18 protein-coding genes are annotated in these 16530 nt (G+C 70.8%); 4 read left to right on the forward strand and 14 right to left on the reverse strand.

The annotated features are described in order from the left end of the window. Nucleotides 1-86: 86 nt before the first annotated feature. Nucleotides 87-1946 carry a translation elongation factor 4 gene (lepA, locus tag H7I41_RS25190; protein ID WP_302916260.1) on the reverse strand — a complete coding sequence of 620 codons (1860 nt, stop codon included), beginning with the start codon at nucleotides 1944-1946 and terminating at the stop codon, nucleotides 87-89. Nucleotides 1947-2053: 107 nt separating this feature from the next. Here lepA and H7I41_RS25195 point away from each other — a divergent pair, with 107 nt between their 5' ends. After that, entirely contained in the window at nucleotides 2054-2686 is a 633-nt protein-coding gene (locus H7I41_RS25195; protein ID WP_264015364.1) for a type II toxin-antitoxin system PemK/MazF family toxin, read from the forward strand. Here H7I41_RS25195 and H7I41_RS25200 read toward each other — a convergent pair whose 3' ends face one another. Both H7I41_RS25200 and H7I41_RS25205 read right to left on the reverse strand, forming a co-directional pair. Then, on the reverse strand, nucleotides 2687-3307 hold the full coding sequence (locus tag H7I41_RS25200) for a GNAT family N-acetyltransferase (RefSeq protein ID WP_264015365.1): 621 nt from the start codon (nucleotides 3305-3307) through the stop codon (nucleotides 2687-2689). It lies immediately after the preceding gene. Then, nucleotides 3304-3732, reverse strand: a complete 429-nt coding sequence (locus H7I41_RS25205; protein WP_264015366.1) for a CBS domain-containing protein — start codon at nucleotides 3730-3732, stop codon at nucleotides 3304-3306. The genes H7I41_RS25200 and H7I41_RS25205 overlap by 4 nt, the downstream gene beginning before the upstream one ends. A gap of 171 nt (nucleotides 3733-3903) precedes the next feature. Between H7I41_RS25205 and H7I41_RS25210 the strand changes: the two genes are divergently transcribed. After that, nucleotides 3904-4761 carry a ribonuclease Z gene (locus H7I41_RS25210; protein WP_264015367.1) on the forward strand — a complete coding sequence of 286 codons (858 nt, stop codon included), beginning with the start codon at nucleotides 3904-3906 and terminating at the stop codon, nucleotides 4759-4761. Here the strand turns inward: H7I41_RS25210 and H7I41_RS25215 are convergent. From H7I41_RS25215 to H7I41_RS25225, 3 genes are read right to left on the reverse strand one after another with little or no spacing between them, the layout of a single operon-like run. Continuing rightward, nucleotides 4745-5584 carry a transglutaminase family protein gene (locus tag H7I41_RS25215; RefSeq protein WP_264015368.1) on the reverse strand — a complete coding sequence of 280 codons (840 nt, stop codon included), beginning with the start codon at nucleotides 5582-5584 and terminating at the stop codon, nucleotides 4745-4747. The genes H7I41_RS25210 and H7I41_RS25215 overlap by 17 nt on opposite strands. Further along, entirely contained in the window at nucleotides 5584-6564 is a 981-nt protein-coding gene (locus H7I41_RS25220) for an alpha-E domain-containing protein (RefSeq protein WP_264015370.1), read from the reverse strand. The genes H7I41_RS25215 and H7I41_RS25220 overlap by 1 nt, the downstream gene beginning before the upstream one ends. Before the next feature lie 11 nt (nucleotides 6565-6575). Further along, a complete protein-coding gene (locus H7I41_RS25225; protein WP_302471834.1) occupies nucleotides 6576-8228 on the reverse strand; it encodes a circularly permuted type 2 ATP-grasp protein in 1653 nt (550 codons plus the stop codon). A 161-nt stretch (nucleotides 8229-8389) separates the two neighbouring features. Here H7I41_RS25225 and rpsT point away from each other — a divergent pair, with 161 nt between their 5' ends. Continuing rightward, nucleotides 8390-8650 carry a 30S ribosomal protein S20 gene (gene rpsT / locus H7I41_RS25230; protein ID WP_264015371.1) on the forward strand — a complete coding sequence of 87 codons (261 nt, stop codon included), beginning with the start codon at nucleotides 8390-8392 and terminating at the stop codon, nucleotides 8648-8650. A 17-nt stretch (nucleotides 8651-8667) separates the two neighbouring features. Here rpsT and holA read toward each other — a convergent pair whose 3' ends face one another. Genes holA through H7I41_RS25245 form a run of 3 tightly spaced genes read right to left on the reverse strand, consistent with a single transcriptional unit; the run spans nucleotide 8668 to nucleotide 12034 of the window. Next, a complete protein-coding gene (gene holA / locus H7I41_RS25235) occupies nucleotides 8668-9630 on the reverse strand; it encodes a DNA polymerase III subunit delta (protein WP_264015372.1) in 963 nt (320 codons plus the stop codon). A 12-nt stretch (nucleotides 9631-9642) separates the two neighbouring features. Next, the gene (locus tag H7I41_RS25240) at nucleotides 9643-11181 is read right to left on the reverse strand and encodes a ComEC/Rec2 family competence protein (RefSeq protein ID WP_264015373.1); all 1539 of its coding nucleotides are present in this window, start codon (nucleotides 11179-11181) and stop codon (nucleotides 9643-9645) included. 7 nt (nucleotides 11182-11188) lie between these two features. After that, nucleotides 11189-12034: a ComEA family DNA-binding protein gene (locus tag H7I41_RS25245; protein ID WP_264015374.1), complete on the reverse strand. Its 846-nt coding sequence runs from the start codon at nucleotides 12032-12034 to the stop codon at nucleotides 11189-11191. A gap of 156 nt (nucleotides 12035-12190) precedes the next feature. Between H7I41_RS25245 and H7I41_RS25250 the strand changes: the two genes are divergently transcribed. Next, nucleotides 12191-13249, forward strand: coding sequence for an NAD(P)H-dependent amine dehydrogenase family protein (locus H7I41_RS25250; RefSeq protein WP_264015375.1), 1059 nt, complete (start codon nucleotides 12191-12193; stop codon nucleotides 13247-13249). Between the two features lie 13 nt (nucleotides 13250-13262). On the opposite strand, the gene H7I41_RS25255 is transcribed toward H7I41_RS25250, so the two are convergent. Genes H7I41_RS25255 through nadD form a run of 5 tightly spaced genes read right to left on the reverse strand, consistent with a single transcriptional unit; the run spans nucleotide 13263 to nucleotide 16515 of the window. Then, the gene (locus H7I41_RS25255; protein WP_264015376.1) at nucleotides 13263-14099 is read right to left on the reverse strand and encodes a DegV family protein; all 837 of its coding nucleotides are present in this window, start codon (nucleotides 14097-14099) and stop codon (nucleotides 13263-13265) included. Between the two features lie 2 nt (nucleotides 14100-14101). After that, entirely contained in the window at nucleotides 14102-14854 is a 753-nt protein-coding gene (gene octT, locus H7I41_RS25260) for a diglucosylglycerate octanoyltransferase (protein ID WP_264015377.1), read from the reverse strand. Then, nucleotides 14841-15515, reverse strand: coding sequence for a glucosyl-3-phosphoglycerate phosphatase (gpgP, locus tag H7I41_RS25265; RefSeq protein WP_264015378.1), 675 nt, complete (start codon nucleotides 15513-15515; stop codon nucleotides 14841-14843). Before gpgP ends, octT begins: the two co-directional genes overlap by 14 nt. After that, nucleotides 15512-15880: a ribosome silencing factor gene (rsfS, locus tag H7I41_RS25270; protein ID WP_264015379.1), complete on the reverse strand. Its 369-nt coding sequence runs from the start codon at nucleotides 15878-15880 to the stop codon at nucleotides 15512-15514. The genes gpgP and rsfS overlap by 4 nt, the downstream gene beginning before the upstream one ends. Continuing rightward, nucleotides 15877-16515 carry a nicotinate-nucleotide adenylyltransferase gene (gene nadD, locus H7I41_RS25275; protein WP_264015380.1) on the reverse strand — a complete coding sequence of 213 codons (639 nt, stop codon included), beginning with the start codon at nucleotides 16513-16515 and terminating at the stop codon, nucleotides 15877-15879. The genes rsfS and nadD overlap by 4 nt, the downstream gene beginning before the upstream one ends. Between the last annotated feature and the right edge of the window lie 15 nt (nucleotides 16516-16530).

Below are 16530 nucleotides of genomic sequence, written 5' to 3' on the forward strand. Positions count from 1 at the left end.
GCGGAGCCGGGCACCGGCGGCTGCGCGGGCGACGCGCAGCCGGCGAGCAGCGTCACCGCCGCCAGCACCGCCGCCGCCCGCATCGGCTACTTCTTCGGCTTGTCGCTGGCCGCGTCGGCGGACAGGGCGGCCACGAAGGCCTCCTGCGGAACCTCGACCCGTCCGATGGTCTTCATCCGCTTCTTGCCCTCCTTCTGCTTCTCCAGCAGCTTGCGCTTGCGGGTGATGTCGCCGCCGTAGCACTTGCTCAGCACGTCCTTGCGGATCGCCCGGATGTTCTCGCGGGCGATGATCCTCGAGCCGATCGCCGCCTGGATCGGCACCTCGAACTGCTGGCGGGGTATCAGTTCCTTGAGCTTGGTGGTCATCTTGTTGCCGTATGCCGGCGCCGAGTCCTTGTGCACGATCGCGCTGAACGCGTCCACAGCCTCGCCCTGCAGCAGGATGTCGACCTTCACCAGGTCGGACTCCTGCTCGCCCGCCTCCTCGTAGTCCAGGCTGGCGTAGCCACGGGTGCGCGACTTCAAAGAGTCGAAGAAGTCGAAGATGATCTCCCCCAGCGGCATGGTGTAACGCAGCTCGACACGCTCGGGCGACAGATAGTCCATTCCGCCGAGCTCGCCGCGCCGCGACTGGCACAGCTCCATGATGGTCCCGATGAACTCGCTGGGGGCGATGATCGTCGTTTTCACGACGGGTTCGTAGACGGAGCCGACCTTGCCGTCCGGCCAGTCGGAGGGATTCGTCACCACGAGTTCGGTGCCGTCGTCCTTGACGACGCGGTACACGACGTTCGGCGAGGTGGAGATCAGGTCCAGGTCGAATTCGCGTTCCAGCCGCTCCCGGGTGATCTCCATGTGCAGGAGGCCGAGGAAGCCACACCGGAAGCCGAAGCCCAGCGCCACCGACGTCTCCGGCTCCCACACCAGGGCCGCGTCGTTGAGCTGCAACCGTTCCAGCGCATCGCGCAGGTTCGGATAGTCCGAGCCGTCGACCGGGTAGAGCCCCGAGTACACCATCGGTCTGGGTTCGCGGTAGCCGGTGAGCGCGTCGGTGGCGCCGTTGCGCGCCGTGGTCACCGTGTCGCCGACCTTCGACTGGCGGACGTCCTTCACGCCGGTGATGAGGTAGCCGACCTCGCCGACCCCGAGGCCCTCGGTGGCCTTCGGCTCCGGCGAGACGATGCCCACCTCGAGCAGCTCATGGGTGGTGCCGGTGGACATCATCTTGATCTTCTCGCGGGGGTTGAGCTTGCCGTCCACCACGCGCACGTAGGTGACGACGCCGCGGTAGATGTCGTAGACCGAGTCGAAGATCATCGCCCGGGCGGGTGCCTCCGCATCGCCGACCGGCGCCGGGATCAGCCGGACCACCGCGTCGAGCAGTTCGCGGACACCGACGCCCGTCTTGCCCGACACCCGCAGCACGTCCTCGGGTTCGCAGCCGATGATGTGGGCGATCTCCCCGGCATAGCGGTCCGGGTCCGCGGCGGGCAGGTCGATCTTGTTCAGCACGGGGATGATCGTCAGGTCACGGTCGAGCGCCAGGTACAGATTCGCCAGGGTCTGCGCCTCGATGCCCTGGGCGGCGTCCACCAGCAGCACCGCGCCCTCGCAGGCCTCCAGCGCCCGGGACACCTCGTAGGTGAAGTCGACGTGGCCCGGGGTGTCGATCAGGTGCAAGACGAAGTCCTCTGGACCTGCAGGACCCTCGACCGACCACGGCAACCGCACGTTCTGCGCCTTGATGGTGATGCCGCGCTCACGCTCGATGTCCATCCGGTCCAGGTACTGCGCGCGCATGTCCCTGTCGGCGACGACGCCGGTGATCCCGAGCATCCGGTCGGCCAGCGTCGACTTGCCGTGATCGATGTGGGCGATGATGCAGAAGTTCCGAATCTGCGCCGGCGCAGTGAACGTCTTGTCGGCGAAGCTGCTGATGGGAATCTCCTGGTGAGGCTGGGTGGGACGCGCGTGGTGCGCCCCTAAAGGGTATCGACCACCGGCGGTCGCGACACAATCGCAGCTCCCGCCGGTCACTTATGCTCGATTCCATGCCTCCGCAGTGGAAGTCGTTCCAGCGGTTCGCGGGGACCGCCGCAAAGAACTTCGTGTTCAACGAGGCGCCGAAGTTCATCCGCCAGCTCCAGCAGTCCGAGAACAAGCCGCGCACCGTGCAGCAGGGACTCCAGCAGGGCCTCAAGGTCGGCCTGGAGGCGGGCCTGTCCGCCCTGGCCGGCGCCGCCGCGGCGGGTCAGCCGACCGCGGCGATCACCAGCGGCAGGCCGGTCACCGACAACAGCGTCCCGACCGCGCACCGGGCCCGCAAGGTGGTCTACGCCCCCGATCTCGACGGCCGCGCCGACCCGGGCGAGATCGTCTGGACCTGGGTGGTCTACGAGGACGACCCGACGCGCGGCAAGGACCGCCCGGTGCTGGTGGTGGGCCGTGACCGGCGAACGCTGCTCGGCCTCATGCTGAGCAGCCAGGACCACCACCACGACGACCCGGACTGGGTCGGTATCGGCAGCGGCGGCTGGGACGGCGACGGCCGGCCCAGCTGGGTGCGCCTCGACCGGGTGCTCGACGTGCCCGAGGAGGGCATCCGGCGCGAGGGTGCGGTGCTGGACCGGGACCGGTTCGAGATCATCGCCACCCGGTTGCGCGCCGAGTACTCCTGGAGCTGACTAGCGCGGCGCCCGCCACATCGGGATCATGCTGGGGCCGCCGTCCGGGAGCTTGATCTCGCCGGTGACGTCGAAACCGAATCGCTGGTAATACGCGACGTTGTCGGGGTTGCTCGACTCCAGGTAGGCCGGCGCGTGCTCGGCGTCCACCCGGTCCAGCCGGGACCGCATCAGCGCCTGCCCGAAACCGCCCCCGCGCACCGTCGGATCGCTGCCGATGACGCCCAGGTACCAGTGCGGTTCCTCGGGATGGTGCTCCTTCATCAACTCGGTGAGCTGCTGCCCGCGCGCGACGCGGCCGCGCGCCGCCCAGAGGAACCAGGGCATCATCCGGATCTCCTCGCGCCGCGAGTGCTGCCAGCGTCCCGGTGGGTCCCACAGCGCGGCTGCCCCGATGTCCTGCCCACGGCGGGCGACCTCGACGCCGCCGCCGGCCATGAAGTGATGCCGGGTCATGGCCGCGAACATCGTCGGCAGCCCTTTCGCGCGGCGCGCCGGTTCGGGCACCATCCACGCCATCACCGGGTCGTCGGAGAACGCCCGCCCCAGCGTGCGCGCCAGCGCGCGGATTTCGGCGCGCACCGGCGGCCGCACCTCGATGTCGGTCGGCACAGTGGTCATCCCTGGGTGATGTAGGCCTGCAACTGTTCGTGCTCGGCTTGCAATTCTTCCATCCGCGTCTTGACCACGTCGCCGATGCTAACGATGCCGGCGAGCCGTCCGTCCACCACCACAGGCACGTGCCGCACCCGGTTGCGCGTCATCAGCGCGCTGAGGCTGTCCACGGTGTCCTCCGGGTCGCAGGTCGCGACCACGGTCGTCATGATCTCCGACACCGGCCGCCCCAGCAGGTCCGCGCCCATCTCGTGCAGCTTGCGCACGACGTCGCGCTCGGACACGATGCCCGCGAGCCCGTCGGGTGAGACCACCACCATCGCACCGATGTTGCGCACCGACAGTTCGGTGAGCAGCCCGCTGACCGACGTCTCCGGCGTGATCGTCGCGACCGCCGCCCCTTTCGTCCGCAACACGTCCGCGATCCGCATGGGAAGCCTCCGATTGTGAGCTACGTCATATCAGGCTAGGCGGGCGGCGCACGTCGCGGAGGGTTTCGACGGCCCGGGAATGAATCGGCGGGCGCGCCGCGGCGTCGATCCGGGCGGTGGAATCCGGCCAGACCGCCCACCGGCACGTCGCCGACGCGGTAGGTATGAGCCATGATCGAGGTGACCCTGCTGGGAACCGGCAGCCCGATCCCCGACCCGCGCCGGGCCGGGCCGTCGACACTGGTGCGGGCCGGCGGCCAAACACTCCTCGTCGACTGCGGACGGGGTGTGCAGCAGCGGATGGCGGCCGCCGGCGTCGGCGCCGCCGGCCTCACGGCACTGCTGCTGACCCACCTGCACAGCGATCACATCGCCGACCTGGGTGACCTGCTGATCACCCGGTGGGTGACCACGTTCACCGAACAGGTGCCGCTGACGATCATCGGACCACCCGGGACGGCCGAGGTGGTCGATCTGACACTGAAGGCGTTCGACCGCGACATCGGCTACCGGATCGCCCACCACGCAGATCTCACCGCGCCTCCCGCCGTCGAGGTGCACGAGCGGACCGACGGCGTCGTCTGGGACCGCGACGGCGTGCGCATCCTGGTCGCACCCACCGATCACCGCCCGGTGGCGCCGACGATCGCGTTCCGCGTGGAGCATCACGGTGCGTCGGCGGTCCTCGCCGGTGACACCGTTCCGTGCGACAGCCTCGACGCCCTCGCGGCGGGCGCCGGTGCGCTGGTGCACACCGCCATTCGCCGCGACCTCATCGAATCGCTTCCTCAGCAACGCTTCCGCGACATCTGCGACTACCACTCATCGGTCGAGCAGGCCGCCGCGACCGCCGCAAGGGCCGGGGTCGGCATCCTGGTGCTCACCCACTACGTCCCGGCGATCGCGCCGGGCACGGAGGACGACTGGCGGGCGCTGGCCGCGTCGGTGTTCCCGCGCCAGATCGAACTGGGTGACGACCTGCACCGCGTCGAGGTGCATCCCGGCGTGTGCGTCAGGCCAGCCGGGTGATCTCCACGACGACGTCGAGGTCGGTGGAGCCCTCACCGGAGTAGATGCCCTTCAGCGGCGTGACGTCGGAGTAGTCGCGGCCGACGCCCACGCTGACGTACTGCTCGTTGATGCCCTTGTCGTTGGTCGGGTCGTAGTGCCACCACCCTCCGGTCCACGCCTGGATCCACGCGTGGCTCTGCCCCTCAATGGTGTCGCCGACCGCCGCCTCGCGGTTCGGATGCAGATAGCCCGACACGTAGCGAGCGGGAATGCCGATGCTGCGCAACAGGATCAGCGAGAGGTGGGCGAAATCCTGGCAGACGCCCTTGCCTTCACGGTGGGCGTCGAGGCCCGACGAGTGGACGCCGGTGGTGCCCGGCACGTACTCCAGTTCGCTGTGCACCCAGTTGGCCGCGGCGACCACCGCGTCGTGCGGGTCGTGATACTTCGCGATGCGCTGCCCCACCCGGGCCAGCCGCCTGCTGAGTGGCGTGTAGCCGGTGGGCCCGAGCACCTCGTCGAAGCGGTCGATGACCGCGATCGTCTTCAGGTCCTCCCAGCTCACTTCCTCGGCCGGTTGCTCACCGGTGTCGGTCTCCACCACCGACGACGCGGTGACCTCCAGTTCGGTGTGGGGGGCGTGCAGGTCGAACGACGTCACCGCGGTGCCCCAGTAGTCGACGTAGCGGTACTGGCGGGTGGCCGGGACGGTCTCCACCCGGTTGAGGATCACGTTCTGCCGGGAGTCCGACCGCGGCGTGAGGCGGGCCTCGTTGAACGACGCCGTCACCGGCGACTTGTAGGCGTACCCGGTCGAGTGCACCACCCGCATGCGCCACATCAGATTTCCCCTTCCTCGATCACCAGGCCGCCGCTGCGCCCGGCGTCGGTCCACGCCACCCACGGTGCGGCGTGGAAGTACTGCAGCGCCAACGCTTCTCCGACGTCGAAGCAGGTCTGCTGCAGATCGGCCAACCGGGTCTCGAGCGACTCCAGCAGCACGCCCGGTTCCAGGAATTCCAGTTCGCTGCGCGCGCGGCCCAGCAGTCGCTGCGCCTCGGCGGTCGCTCCGACGCGGTTCTGCGGCCGCTGCAGCAGTTCGTCGAGGCTGTGCTCGGCCAGCCGCAGCGAGTAGTAGATCGACCGCGGGAACAGCCGGTCCAGCAGCATGAACTCGACGACACGGCCGGCGTCGAGTGCACCGCGGTAGGTGCGCAGGTAGGTGTCGTGCGCGCCCGCCGACCGCAGCAGGGTCACCCAGGCCGGCGACGACGCACTGTCCCCGACGCGTGACAGCAGCAGCCGCACGGTCATGTCCACCCGTTCGATCGCGCGGCCCAGCACCATGAACCGGTACCCGTCGTCACGGGACAGCGTCGAATCGGCCAGGCCGGCGAACATCGCCGCGCGGCCCTCGACGTAGGAGAGGAACTCATGCGGGCCAAGGCGTTTGGCCGCGCGCTCCCGCTCGGCCAGTGCGTTGTACGTGGCGTTGAGACACTCCCAGATCTCGCTCGACGTCACCTCCCGGGCACCGCGCGCGTTCTCCCGCGCCGCCGAGATCGAGTCCACGATGGAGGTGCCCTCACCCCGGGTGTCGCGGCTGAACGCCACCAGATCGGTGAGCGACCAGACGTCGAGCGCAGTGCTCGGGGCGTCGATGCCGAGCACCCGCAGCAGGGTCCGCGACGCCCGGTCCGGGTCGACGCTCGAATCCTCGAGCAACTGGTGCACGGTCACGTCGAGAATGCGGGCGGTGTCGTCGGCCCGCTCGACGTAACGTCCGATCCAGTACAGCGACTCCGCATTTCGCGCGAGCATCCGCTATCCCCCTACTGTTGCTGTTGCTGCTGCTGGTCGAGTGTCTGACTGTCGCCGTTGCGTTCGGTCTTCGGGCCCTTGGCCGCCGAGGGCAGCGAGCGCACCACCTCGGCCGCCGCGAGTTCGCGCTCGGCGGCCGACGTGCGCGACGCCAGCACCCAGGTGTCCTTCGAGCCGCCGCCCTGGCTCGAGTTCACCACCAGCGACCCCTCCGGCAGGGCCACCCGGGTCAGCCCGCCGGGCAGCACCCACACGTCGTCGCCGTCGTTGACCGCGAACGGCCGCAGGTCCACGTGCCGCGGCGCGAGCTTGCTGTCGATCTGCGTCGGCACCGTCGACAGCTGCATCACCGGCTGGGCGATCCACCCGCGCGGGTCACTGCGGATCTTCTTGCAGATCGTGGCCCGTTCCTTCTCCGAGGCGTCGGGGCCGAACACGATGCCGTAGCCGCCCGATCCCTCCACCGGCTTGATCACCAGTTCGTCGACCCGGTCGAGGACCTCCTCGCGCTCCTCCTCGAGCCAGCAGCGGAATGTGTCGACGTTGGCCAGCAGCGGCTTCTCCCCGAGGTAGTACTCGATGATCGTCGGCACGTAGGTGTAGACCAGCTTGTCGTCGCCCACCCCGTTGCCGACGGCGCTGGAGATCACCACGTTGCCCGCCCGCGCGGCGTTGAGCACCCCCGCGACGCCGAGCACCGAATCCGGCCGGAACTGCATCGGGTCCAGGTAGGCGTCGTCGATGCGCCGGTAGATCACGTCGACCTGCCGCTCCCCCTCGGTGGTGCGCATGTAGACGGTGTTGTCGCGGCAGAACAGGTCGCGGCCCTCGACGAGTTCGACGCCCATCTGCCGTGCCAGCAGGGAGTGTTCGAAGTACGCGGAGTTGTAGACACCCGGGGTCAGCACCACCACCGTCGGATCGGCGACGTTGTTGGCCGCAGCGTTGCGCAGGGCCCGCAGCAGGTGCGCAGAATAGTCACCGACGGCGCGAACCCTGTTGCTGGCGAACAAGTTCGGGAACACCCGCGCCATCGTCCGGCGGTTCTCCATCACATAGGACACCCCGGACGGCGAACGCAGGTTGTCCTCGAGCACACGGAAGTTGCCCTGCGCGTCGCGAATCAGGTCGATGCCGGCGACGTGGATGCGCACCCCGTTGGGCGGATGGATGCCGACGGCTTCGCGGTGGAAGTGCTCGCACGACGTCACGAGCCGCCGCGGGATGACGCCGTCACGCAGGATCTCCTGCTCGCCGTAGATGTCGTCGAGGTACATCTCCAGCGCCCGGACCCGCTGGGTGATGCCGCGCTCGAGCCGCGTCCACTCGGCGGCGGAGATCACCCGGGGCACGGGGTCGAGCGGGAACGGCCGCTCCTGCCCCGACAGGGAGAAGGTGACGCCCTGGTCGATGAACGCGCGGCCGAGGGCCTCGGCCCTGGCCTCGAGTTCCGACGCGTCCGCCGGGGCCAACTCGGCGAAGATGCCCTTGTAGGGGCCGCGGACGTTGCCCTGGCTGTCGAACATCTCGTCGAAGGCCCGGTCGTACCCGCCCAGCTTGTTGTAGCCCTCGAAGACACCTTCGTGCCGTCTGGCCGCCCGGGTGGTGCTGCGCGACGAACGGGCGGACTCGGTGGGCAGGGTGCGGAGGCTCACCCCCGCCATGTTGCATGACTCCGGCCGTTTCGGCAGGCCAGTGCGGCTCGCTTTGGTCGATCGACCTGCCCGCTGGTACCCTGAGCAGTCGCTGCCCGCCGACGCGGGCCGGCGCCGAGACTTCTGGCGAACTGTTCCGAATCACCCGAGACTTACGAAGGAATTACCGCGTGGCCAACATCAAGTCGCAGCAAAAGCGCATCCTCACCAACGAGCGCCGCCGTCTGCGCAACCAGTCGGTGAAGTCCGCGCTGCGCACGTCTGTCCGCGGCTTCCGCGAGGCCGTCGACGCCGGCGAGAAGGACAAGGCCGCCGAGTTGCTGCAGACCACCAGCCGCAAGCTCGACCAGGCCGCCAGCAAGGGCGTCATCCACAAGAACCAGGCCGCGAACAAGAAGTCTGCGCTGGCCCTGGCGCTCAACAAGCTCTAAGCCCGCCCGGCCGCAGGTCAGTCGGCCACCAGTTCGGCCACCCGGCGCACCGCCGCTTCCAGCGCGTACCCGGGATCCGCGGCCGCTCCCTTCACATCCGCATTGAGCGTGGCCACCAGGCGCATCGCCTCGGCCACTGACGCGCGCGACCACCGCCGGGCCTGCTTCTGCGCCTTCTGCACCCGCCACGGCGGCATGCCGAGCTCGCCGGCCAATCGGTACGGATCCCCCGTCAACGGACCCACCCTGGCGATCGCGTGCACCGCTTCGGCCAGCGCGTCGGCCAGCACCACCTGCGGCTCCCCCCGCAGGATCGCCCACCGCAGCGCTTCGGCCGCCCCGGCGACGTCGCCGGTGACCGCCTTGTCGGCGATGTCGAAGCCCTTCACCTCGGCCTTGCCCGAGTGGTACCGCCGCACCGCGACGGCGTCCACCTCCCCGGCGGTGTCGGCCACCAACTGAGAACACGCCGCCGCCAGCTCGCGGATGTCGGAGCCGACCGCATCGAGCATCGCCGTGACCGTGTCGTCGCCCACCTTGATCTTGAGCGCGCGGAACTCGCGGCGGACGAAGTCGGCGCGTTCGGCGGCCTTGGTGATGCGGGCGCACGGATACACCTCGGCGCCGAGCTTCTTGAGCTGATCGGCCAGCGCCTTGGCCCGCCCACCACCGGCGTGCACCACAACGAGCACGGTGCCCGGCGGCAGGTCCGCGGCCACGGAGCCGATCAGCGCGACCGCGTCCTTGCCCGCCTCCGCCGCGGCCTCGAGCACCACCACCCGCGCGTCGGCGAACAGCGACGGGCTGAGCAGTTCGGCCAGTTCGCTGGTGCTGACCTCGCCCGCCCGCAGCCGGTCGACCGGCACGTCGTCGGTACCCGCCTGGTTGCGCACGTCTCGCAGCACACCGGCGACCGCGCGTTCGACCAGCAGCTCCTCGTCACCGAGCACCAGGTGCAGTCCACCGACTTCTCGACTCACCCCCCGATCGTTTCACGGCGTCCGGACATCACCCGCGGCGTGGCCCGCCACCGTCCACGCGAGCAGGCACACGGCCGCGCCGGCGCAGGCGACGCGCACCCACCGCAGCCGCCAGCAGATCACCAGCGCCAGTCCGCCGAGGGCCACCAGTCCCACACCGGGCAACCCCGACGGCACCGGGACGGCGGCGCCCGGGACGCCCGCGGCGCAACGCGCCACGTTCAGCAGCCACCACAGTTCGGGGCCGGTGAACCGGATCAGCAGCTGCCCGCCCGCCGGCCACAGCGGGCACAGCGCCGACGCGGCGGTGCCGAGCACTGTGATCGGCGGAATCACCGCGGCGACAACGAGATTCGCAGCCATCGAGACCATGCTCAACGTCCCCGAGATGCCGGCCACCAGTGGCGCCGTCACCAGCTGTGCGGCGACCGCGACACTGGTCGCATCGGCCAGCGGTTTCGGCCAGCCCCGCGCGACCAGGCGTCGCGACCACACCGGCGCCAACAGGATCAGCGCCGCGGTCGCCGACACCGACAGCGCGAAGCCGACGTCGACGGCCAGCTCGGGGGCACCGATAAGCAGGGCGACGACACTGCCCGCCAACGCAGGCACGGCGTGCCTTCTGCGGTGTGACACCACCGCCAGCAGCGTGATCGCACCCATCACCGCCGCGCGCAGCACGCTGGCCGACGGCTGCACGACCACCACGAACGCCAGCAGCACCAGCGCCGCGAGCAGCACCGCCATCCGCGGACCCAGGACACCCGCGCTGAACAGCACCGCCCCGCAGACGATCGTCACGTTGGCGCCGGAGACGGCGGTGAGGTGGGTCAGGCCCGCGGCGCGGAAGTCCGCCGTGGTCGACGCCGTGACGGCCGACGTGTCGCCGAGCACCAGCGCGGGCAGCATCGCCGCCTGGTCCGGCGGCAGCACCGTGCGCGCCTGGGCGGCGAATCCGGTCCGGATGCCGTGGGCGGCCCGCTGCACGGCCGACGCCTCACCGAGCGTCGGCTCGCCGGTCGCCGACAGCACCGCCACCGTGAGATCGCGGCGGTCGGGTGCGCCGACGCGCGCCCGGAAGGTAGCCGGCCGGCCGGCGGTCAGATCGGCGAACCCGGACACCGACGCGAACGCGACGACCCGGCCCGACGACGGCCGGCCGTCGACCGCCTGCAGCGTCCCGCGGAACATCAGCCGGCCGCCGCCCAGCGAGCGCGGGCTCTCCGTGGGGGTGACCGTGACAGTGGCGGTCCGGCCGTACAGGGCGGTGACGGGGTGGTCGTCGACCTGGTGCGTGCGCACCGCCGCGGCGACGGTGAACGCGGCACCCACCGCGGCGACCGCCGCCAGACCCGCCCCCGCAGCCCTCAAGGCCTCACCGAGGTCGCCGCGGCCGCCGCCCCACCAGACCGCGGCGGCGGTGAGGGCTAGTGCGACGAGGGTCACCAGTACCGCCGCCCCGGCGTGCCACAGCGTGGTGGTGGCGGTGACCGCCCAGCCGGTCGCCGCGGCAGGCACCAGCCGCAGGTCGAGTGGGCGGTCGCTGTCCACCCGCGGATCAGATCCGGACCAGGTCGCGCAGCTTGTCCAGCCGCGCCGGACCGATGCCGTCGACGTCGCCGAGCTGGTCGACACTGGCGAACCGTCCGTTGGCGTCGCGCCACGCGATGATCGCCGCCGCGGTCACCGGTCCGACGCCGGGCAGCGCATCGAGCTGTTCGGCCGTCGCGGTGTTGAGGTCCACCGCTTCCGGCGGTGCAGAGCCCGGATCGCGCGGCGGGGCCCCCGGCGGCGCGGCGGGAGTCGCGTCGCTCACCGAACTGCCCATCGTGGTCGGCCGGCCCGGCGGCGCCGCGATGCCGACGATGATCTGCTCGCCGTCGGTGACGCGGCGCGCGAGGTTCAGCCCGACGAGGTCCGCACCGTCCAGCGCGCCGCCCGCCCCTTCGAGGGCGTCGGCGATGCGCGCGCCCGCAGCGAGGGTGACCAGGCCCGGCTTGTGCACGAGGCCGACGACGCTGACCACCACCGGCCCGTCGTCGACGGGCGGTGCCTGCGGACCGGCGGAGGACACCGCCGCGACCGGCGGCAGTTTCGCCGCGGCCACCGGCGGCGGCTTGTCGCGGATCACGGTGAACACGGTCACCAGCACGGCGACCAGCCCGACGAGGGCGAGCGCCGCCACGCCCGCCCGGCCGGGATCGGCCCGCACCGTCGCCAGCCATCCCCGTGCCGACGCACCTCGGGAGCCGTTGTCCGACAGGTCTTCCGGCAGCCACCGCGACAGCGCGGTGTCGGACCGGTCGCCGGTGGGCCGGTCGGCATCGCCGTCGACGGGCACGGCGTCGTCCGCGCCGGCGCCGCGGGGGCGCGCCGGCCTGTCGGACTGCAATTCGGTGGGCATGCGCCGACCGTAGGTCCGGGAGCAGACCGCGACGGCCGTCACGGAGCCGTCGGGGCCGCCGCTGGGGATGAACGCGCGACTGTGGACAACTCCCTGCCGACAGTGCACACCGGGCGAATAGTGTCTACCCCACATGACTCGACGAGGAGGCACCAGATGACCGCACCGGCGGCGAACCGGCCACTGCGCGTGATCCAGTGGACGACGGGCAACATCGGGCGGCGGTCTCTGCACGCCATCATCGGCCGCAGCGACATGGAACTGGTCGGGGTATACGCGCACGGCGCGGACAAGGTCGGCGTCGACGCGGCCGAGCTGTCCGGGTGGCCGGAGCCGACCGGCGTCACGGCGACCGACGACATCGACGCGCTGATCGCGCTGAGGCCCGACGCGTGCTGCTACAACCCGTTGTGGCCCAGCGTCGACGAGCTGGTCCGGCTACTGGAGGCCGGCGTGAACGTGTGCTCGACCGCGGCGTGGATCACCGGCGGCAAGCAGACACCCGAGGACCTGGACCGGATCCGGAAAGCCTGCGAGACAGGCCGATCGACGATCTTCGGCAGCGGCGCCCACCCCGGCATGACCAACATGGTCGGCATGGTGCTTTCCGGGTCGTGCGAACGCGTCGACGAGATCCGCATCACCGAGTCCGTCGACTGCTCGACCTACGAGTCCGCGGGCACGCAGTCGGCGATGGGGTTCGGCCGGGACCCCGACACCCCCGGCCTCGCCGAGAGCGTGCGCCGCGAGAGCGAGGTGTTCGCCGAATCGGCGGCGATGATGGCCGACGCGATCGGCGCGACCGTGGACAGGATGACGTTCGACGTCGAGTTCACCGCCGCCACCGGCGACAGCGATCTGGGCTTCATGCAGATCCCCGCGGGCACCGTCGGCGGCGTGTACGGCTACCACCGCGGCTGGGTCGGCGACCGCAACGTGGTCAGCGTCGGCTTCAACTGGACCATGGGTTCGCATGTCACACCGCCGAAGCCGCTCGAGCACGGCCACGTCATCCAGGTGTTCGGGCTGCCCAACATGCGCACCGTGCTGCACTGCCTGCCGCCGAGGGACTGGACCGAGCCGGGCTTCATGGGGCTCGGCATGATCTACACAGCGATGCCGGTCACCAACGCGGTGCCCGCCGTGGTGGCCGCGCGCCCCGGCATCGTGACACTCAAGGACCTGCCACCGGTCACGGGCCGCGCGCAGCTCTGATCCGCGCTGCGGGTCACTCGCTGATCTGGACGACCACACCGACGGCGCCACCGCCGACGTGGATCGACAGCACCGGGCCCATGTCGGTCACCGTCAGGGACTCGACCTGGGGCAGCCGGCTGGTGAGCGCCGCCCCGATCTGGTCGGCGGCGTCGTGGTTGTCGACGTGGTGCACGGTGAGGGCCGCCCGCCGGTCACCGATCAACTCGGCGATCTGGTCGACCATCGCCGCGTGCGCCTTGGACACGGTGCGGATCCGCTGGGACAGCACCAGGCGGCCGTCGACGTCGAGGCACAGCAGCGGTTTGAGCGCCAGCGCGGTGCCCAGCCACGACGCGGTGGTGCCGATCCGGCCGCTGCGCCGCAGGTTGTCCAGCCGGTGCACGACGATGAACGCGTGCCCCCGCGGCATCGCCGCCCTGGCCGCCGCCTCGACCGTGTCCAGGTCTGCACCCGTGGCCGCCGCCCGCGCCGCCGCGAGGGCGACGAAGCCGACACCCATGGCCGCCGACCGGGAGTTCACCACCCGCACGGCGGGTCCGAACTCCCGCGCCGCCTGCACAGCGGAGCCGACCGTGCTCGACAGCGCCGCCGAGATGTGAACCGCCACAACGCCGTCCCCGCCGCTGTCGTGCAACGCCTGCCGGTAGGTGTCGACGAGCTCGGTGGGTGTCGCGCCGGCCGTCGTCACATGGGCGTGGTCGTGGATGTCGTAGGGCACCGGGTCGACGCCGTCGCGCAGATCGACGCCGTCGACGAGCACGTGCAGCGGCACCTGCCGGATGTCGTTCTGCTTGAGGTCGTCGGGCGCCAGCCGCGACGACGAATCGGTGACGACGATGACCGGCATCGTCAGCCCGCCGGATCCGGTTCGCCGGCACCGGCTTCGGCCAGCGCCTTGAGCATCAGCTCGGCCACCGCCTGATGTGCCTCGAAATTCCAGTGGATGCCGTCGGGGTTGCCGCGACCGCTCATCACCTCGTCGCCCACCGCCGCTTTCAGATCGACGAGTGGGACGTCGTGTTCCTGCGCCCACTCGGTCAGCGCACGCACCGTGCCGGCCCGGCCGTGGTGCGCCCTGCCGTAGGAGTCGGCGACGTGCACCGACGGCAACGATGCCACCACCGGGATGCCTGGCCTGTTGAAGTCGATGGCCCCGCGGGTCATCTCGAGATATTCGACGCTCAGGTGCGGGGGCAGGGCGGCGCGGGCGACCGGGGAGAATCGGGGCTGCACCCAGCCGTAGCCGTCGCGCACCCAGCGCCGCAGCCACGGCGGGCGGACGTAGCGGATCAGTTCGCGCAGCGCCGTGGGCAGCGGCGAGGGCAGCGAGTCCATGCCGCCGGTCGCGAAGATCACCGCTCCGGCCCGGGGCAGCGCCGCCCATGATCGCGGGTCCTGAGTGGCCGCCCACCACACGTCGCGACACGTCCAGCCGATCCGGCCGATCAGTTCGAGCTCCCAACCCAATTGCGACGCAACCAGATTGGGCCAGATCCGAGGATCGTCTGCGGGCAACCCGCCGGTCGGGCCGTAGTAGGCCAGCGAGTCGGCGAACACGAGCAGCGTCCGGTCCGGCGGTCCGCTGCGCTCAGAGGACGTCATTGGCCACCTGCGCTGAAGCGTTCCACACGTCGAGCCGCCACCGCACGGCATCCGCGTCGGGCCGGGAATGCCCGGACAGCTGGACCCAGCTGGCGTTGCCCATGCCGCCGAGCACCGGCCAGTTGTCGACGGGCAGCGCGAGCAGCGCCGCGGTGAGGGCGGCGATCAGACCGCCGTGCGCGACCAGCACCACCGGCCGGTCGGCGTCCGCGCCGTCGCGGTCGGAGCCCCAGTCCGGTTGCGCGGCGATGATCTCGTCGACCAGTGGCATGCTGCGCGCGGCGACGTCGACGCGGCTCTCACCGCCGTGCGGCGCCCACCGCGCGTCGTCGCGCCAGGCCAGCCGGGCGCCCGGCGCCGCGGCGTCCACGTCGAGGTGCGTCAGGCCCTGCCAGTCCCCCAGGTGGGTCTCACGCAGCCGCGCGTCGACACCCACCGGAACGCCGGAACGCTCGCCGAGCACCGTGGCGGTGTCCAGGGCGCGGCGTAGATCCGAGGACAGGATCAGCAGCGGCTGCCGCTTGGCCAGCACCTCGGCCGCCGCGACGGCCTGGTCGCGGCCGAGGTCGGTCAGGTCGGTGTCGAGCTGGCCCTGCATCCGGCTGCCCGCGTTGTACTCGGTCTGGCCGTGGCGCAGCATCACCAGCCGCCGGACGGTCACGGCGACCCGTCCAGATCGACGGGCACCGTCGGGCAGTCCCTCCACAGCCGGTCCAGTGCGTAGAAGTTCCGCTCGTCCTGGTGCTGGATGTGCACGACGATGTCGACGTAGTCCAGCAGCGTCCAGCGACCCTCGCGGGTGCCCTCCCGCCGGGCCGGTTTGTGGCCGGCGAGCCGCATCTTCTCCTCCACCTCGTCGACGATCGCGTTGACCTGGCGTTCGTTGGACGCCGACGCGATGACGAAGCAGTCCGTGATGACGAGCTGGCCCGACACGTCGATGACCACCACGTCGTCGGCGAGCTTGTCGGCGGCGGCCCGCGCCGCGACGGTGGCCATCTCGATCGCCTCGTCGGTTGCGCTCATCGGTTGTCTCCCTCTGTGTCGGCCGGCGCCGTGTAGAGCCCGCGCTTGGCCACGTACTGCACCACACCGTCGGGTACGAGGTACCAGATCGGCCGTTCCTCCTTCGCCCGCAGCCGGCAGTCGCTCGACGAGATCGCCAGCGCGGGCACCTCGACAAGGGTCAGCGCGTCGGGGGGCAGCTCGCGCATCGCGGCGGCGATGTGCTTGCCGTCCAGCTCATAACCCGGCCTGCTGACGCCGACGAACCGGGCGATCGAGAACATCTCCTCCCAGTTCTGCCACGACAGGATGGAGGCCAGCGCGTCGGCGCCGGTGATGAAGTACAGGTCGGCGTCCGGGTTCTGTGCGCGCAGGTCGCGCAGGGTGTCCTTGGTGTAGGTGGCCCCGCCGCGGTCGATGTCGACGCGGCTCACCGAGAACCGTGGGTTCGACGCGGTGGCGATGACCGTCATCAGGTAGCGGTCCTCGGCGGCGGTCACCTGGCGGTTGTGCTTCTGCCAGGGCTGGCCGGTCGGCACGAACACCACCTCGTCGAGATCGAACAGGTCGGCGACCTCGCTGCCGGCGATCAGGTGGCCGTTGTGGATGGGATCGAACGTCCCGCCCATCACGCCGAGCCTGCGCCGAGTTGCCACGAAAAGCGAGCTTAC

The organism is [Mycobacterium] manitobense (assembly GCF_025821665.1).
In the GTDB taxonomy this organism is placed as follows: Bacteria; Actinomycetota; Actinomycetes; order Mycobacteriales; family Mycobacteriaceae; genus Mycobacterium; species Mycobacterium arseniciresistens.

Coding starts and splice junctions, on each gene's coding strand:
- H7I41_RS25195 (WP_264015364.1), top strand. CDS start 2,054: ATGCCTCCGCAGTGGAAGTCGTTCCAGCGGTTCGCGGGGACCGCCGCA.
- H7I41_RS25200 (WP_264015365.1), bottom strand. CDS start 3,307: ATGACCACTGTGCCGACCGACATCGAGGTGCGGCCGCCGGTGCGCGCC.
- H7I41_RS25205 (WP_264015366.1), bottom strand. CDS start 3,732: ATGCGGATCGCGGACGTGTTGCGGACGAAAGGGGCGGCGGTCGCGACG.
- H7I41_RS25210 (WP_264015367.1), top strand. CDS start 3,904: ATGATCGAGGTGACCCTGCTGGGAACCGGCAGCCCGATCCCCGACCCG.
- H7I41_RS25215 (WP_264015368.1), bottom strand. CDS start 5,584: ATGTGGCGCATGCGGGTGGTGCACTCGACCGGGTACGCCTACAAGTCG.
- H7I41_RS25220 (WP_264015370.1), bottom strand. CDS start 6,564: ATGCTCGCGCGAAATGCGGAGTCGCTGTACTGGATCGGACGTTACGTC.
- H7I41_RS25225 (WP_302471834.1), bottom strand. CDS start 8,228: ATGGCGGGGGTGAGCCTCCGCACCCTGCCCACCGAGTCCGCCCGTTCG.
- H7I41_RS25245 (WP_264015374.1), bottom strand. CDS start 12,034: ATGCCCACCGAATTGCAGTCCGACAGGCCGGCGCGCCCCCGCGGCGCC.
- H7I41_RS25250 (WP_264015375.1), top strand. CDS start 12,191: ATGACCGCACCGGCGGCGAACCGGCCACTGCGCGTGATCCAGTGGACG.
- H7I41_RS25255 (WP_264015376.1), bottom strand. CDS start 14,099: ATGCCGGTCATCGTCGTCACCGATTCGTCGTCGCGGCTGGCGCCCGAC.
- octT (WP_264015377.1), bottom strand. CDS start 14,854: ATGACGTCCTCTGAGCGCAGCGGACCGCCGGACCGGACGCTGCTCGTG.
- rsfS (WP_264015379.1), bottom strand. CDS start 15,880: ATGAGCGCAACCGACGAGGCGATCGAGATGGCCACCGTCGCGGCGCGG.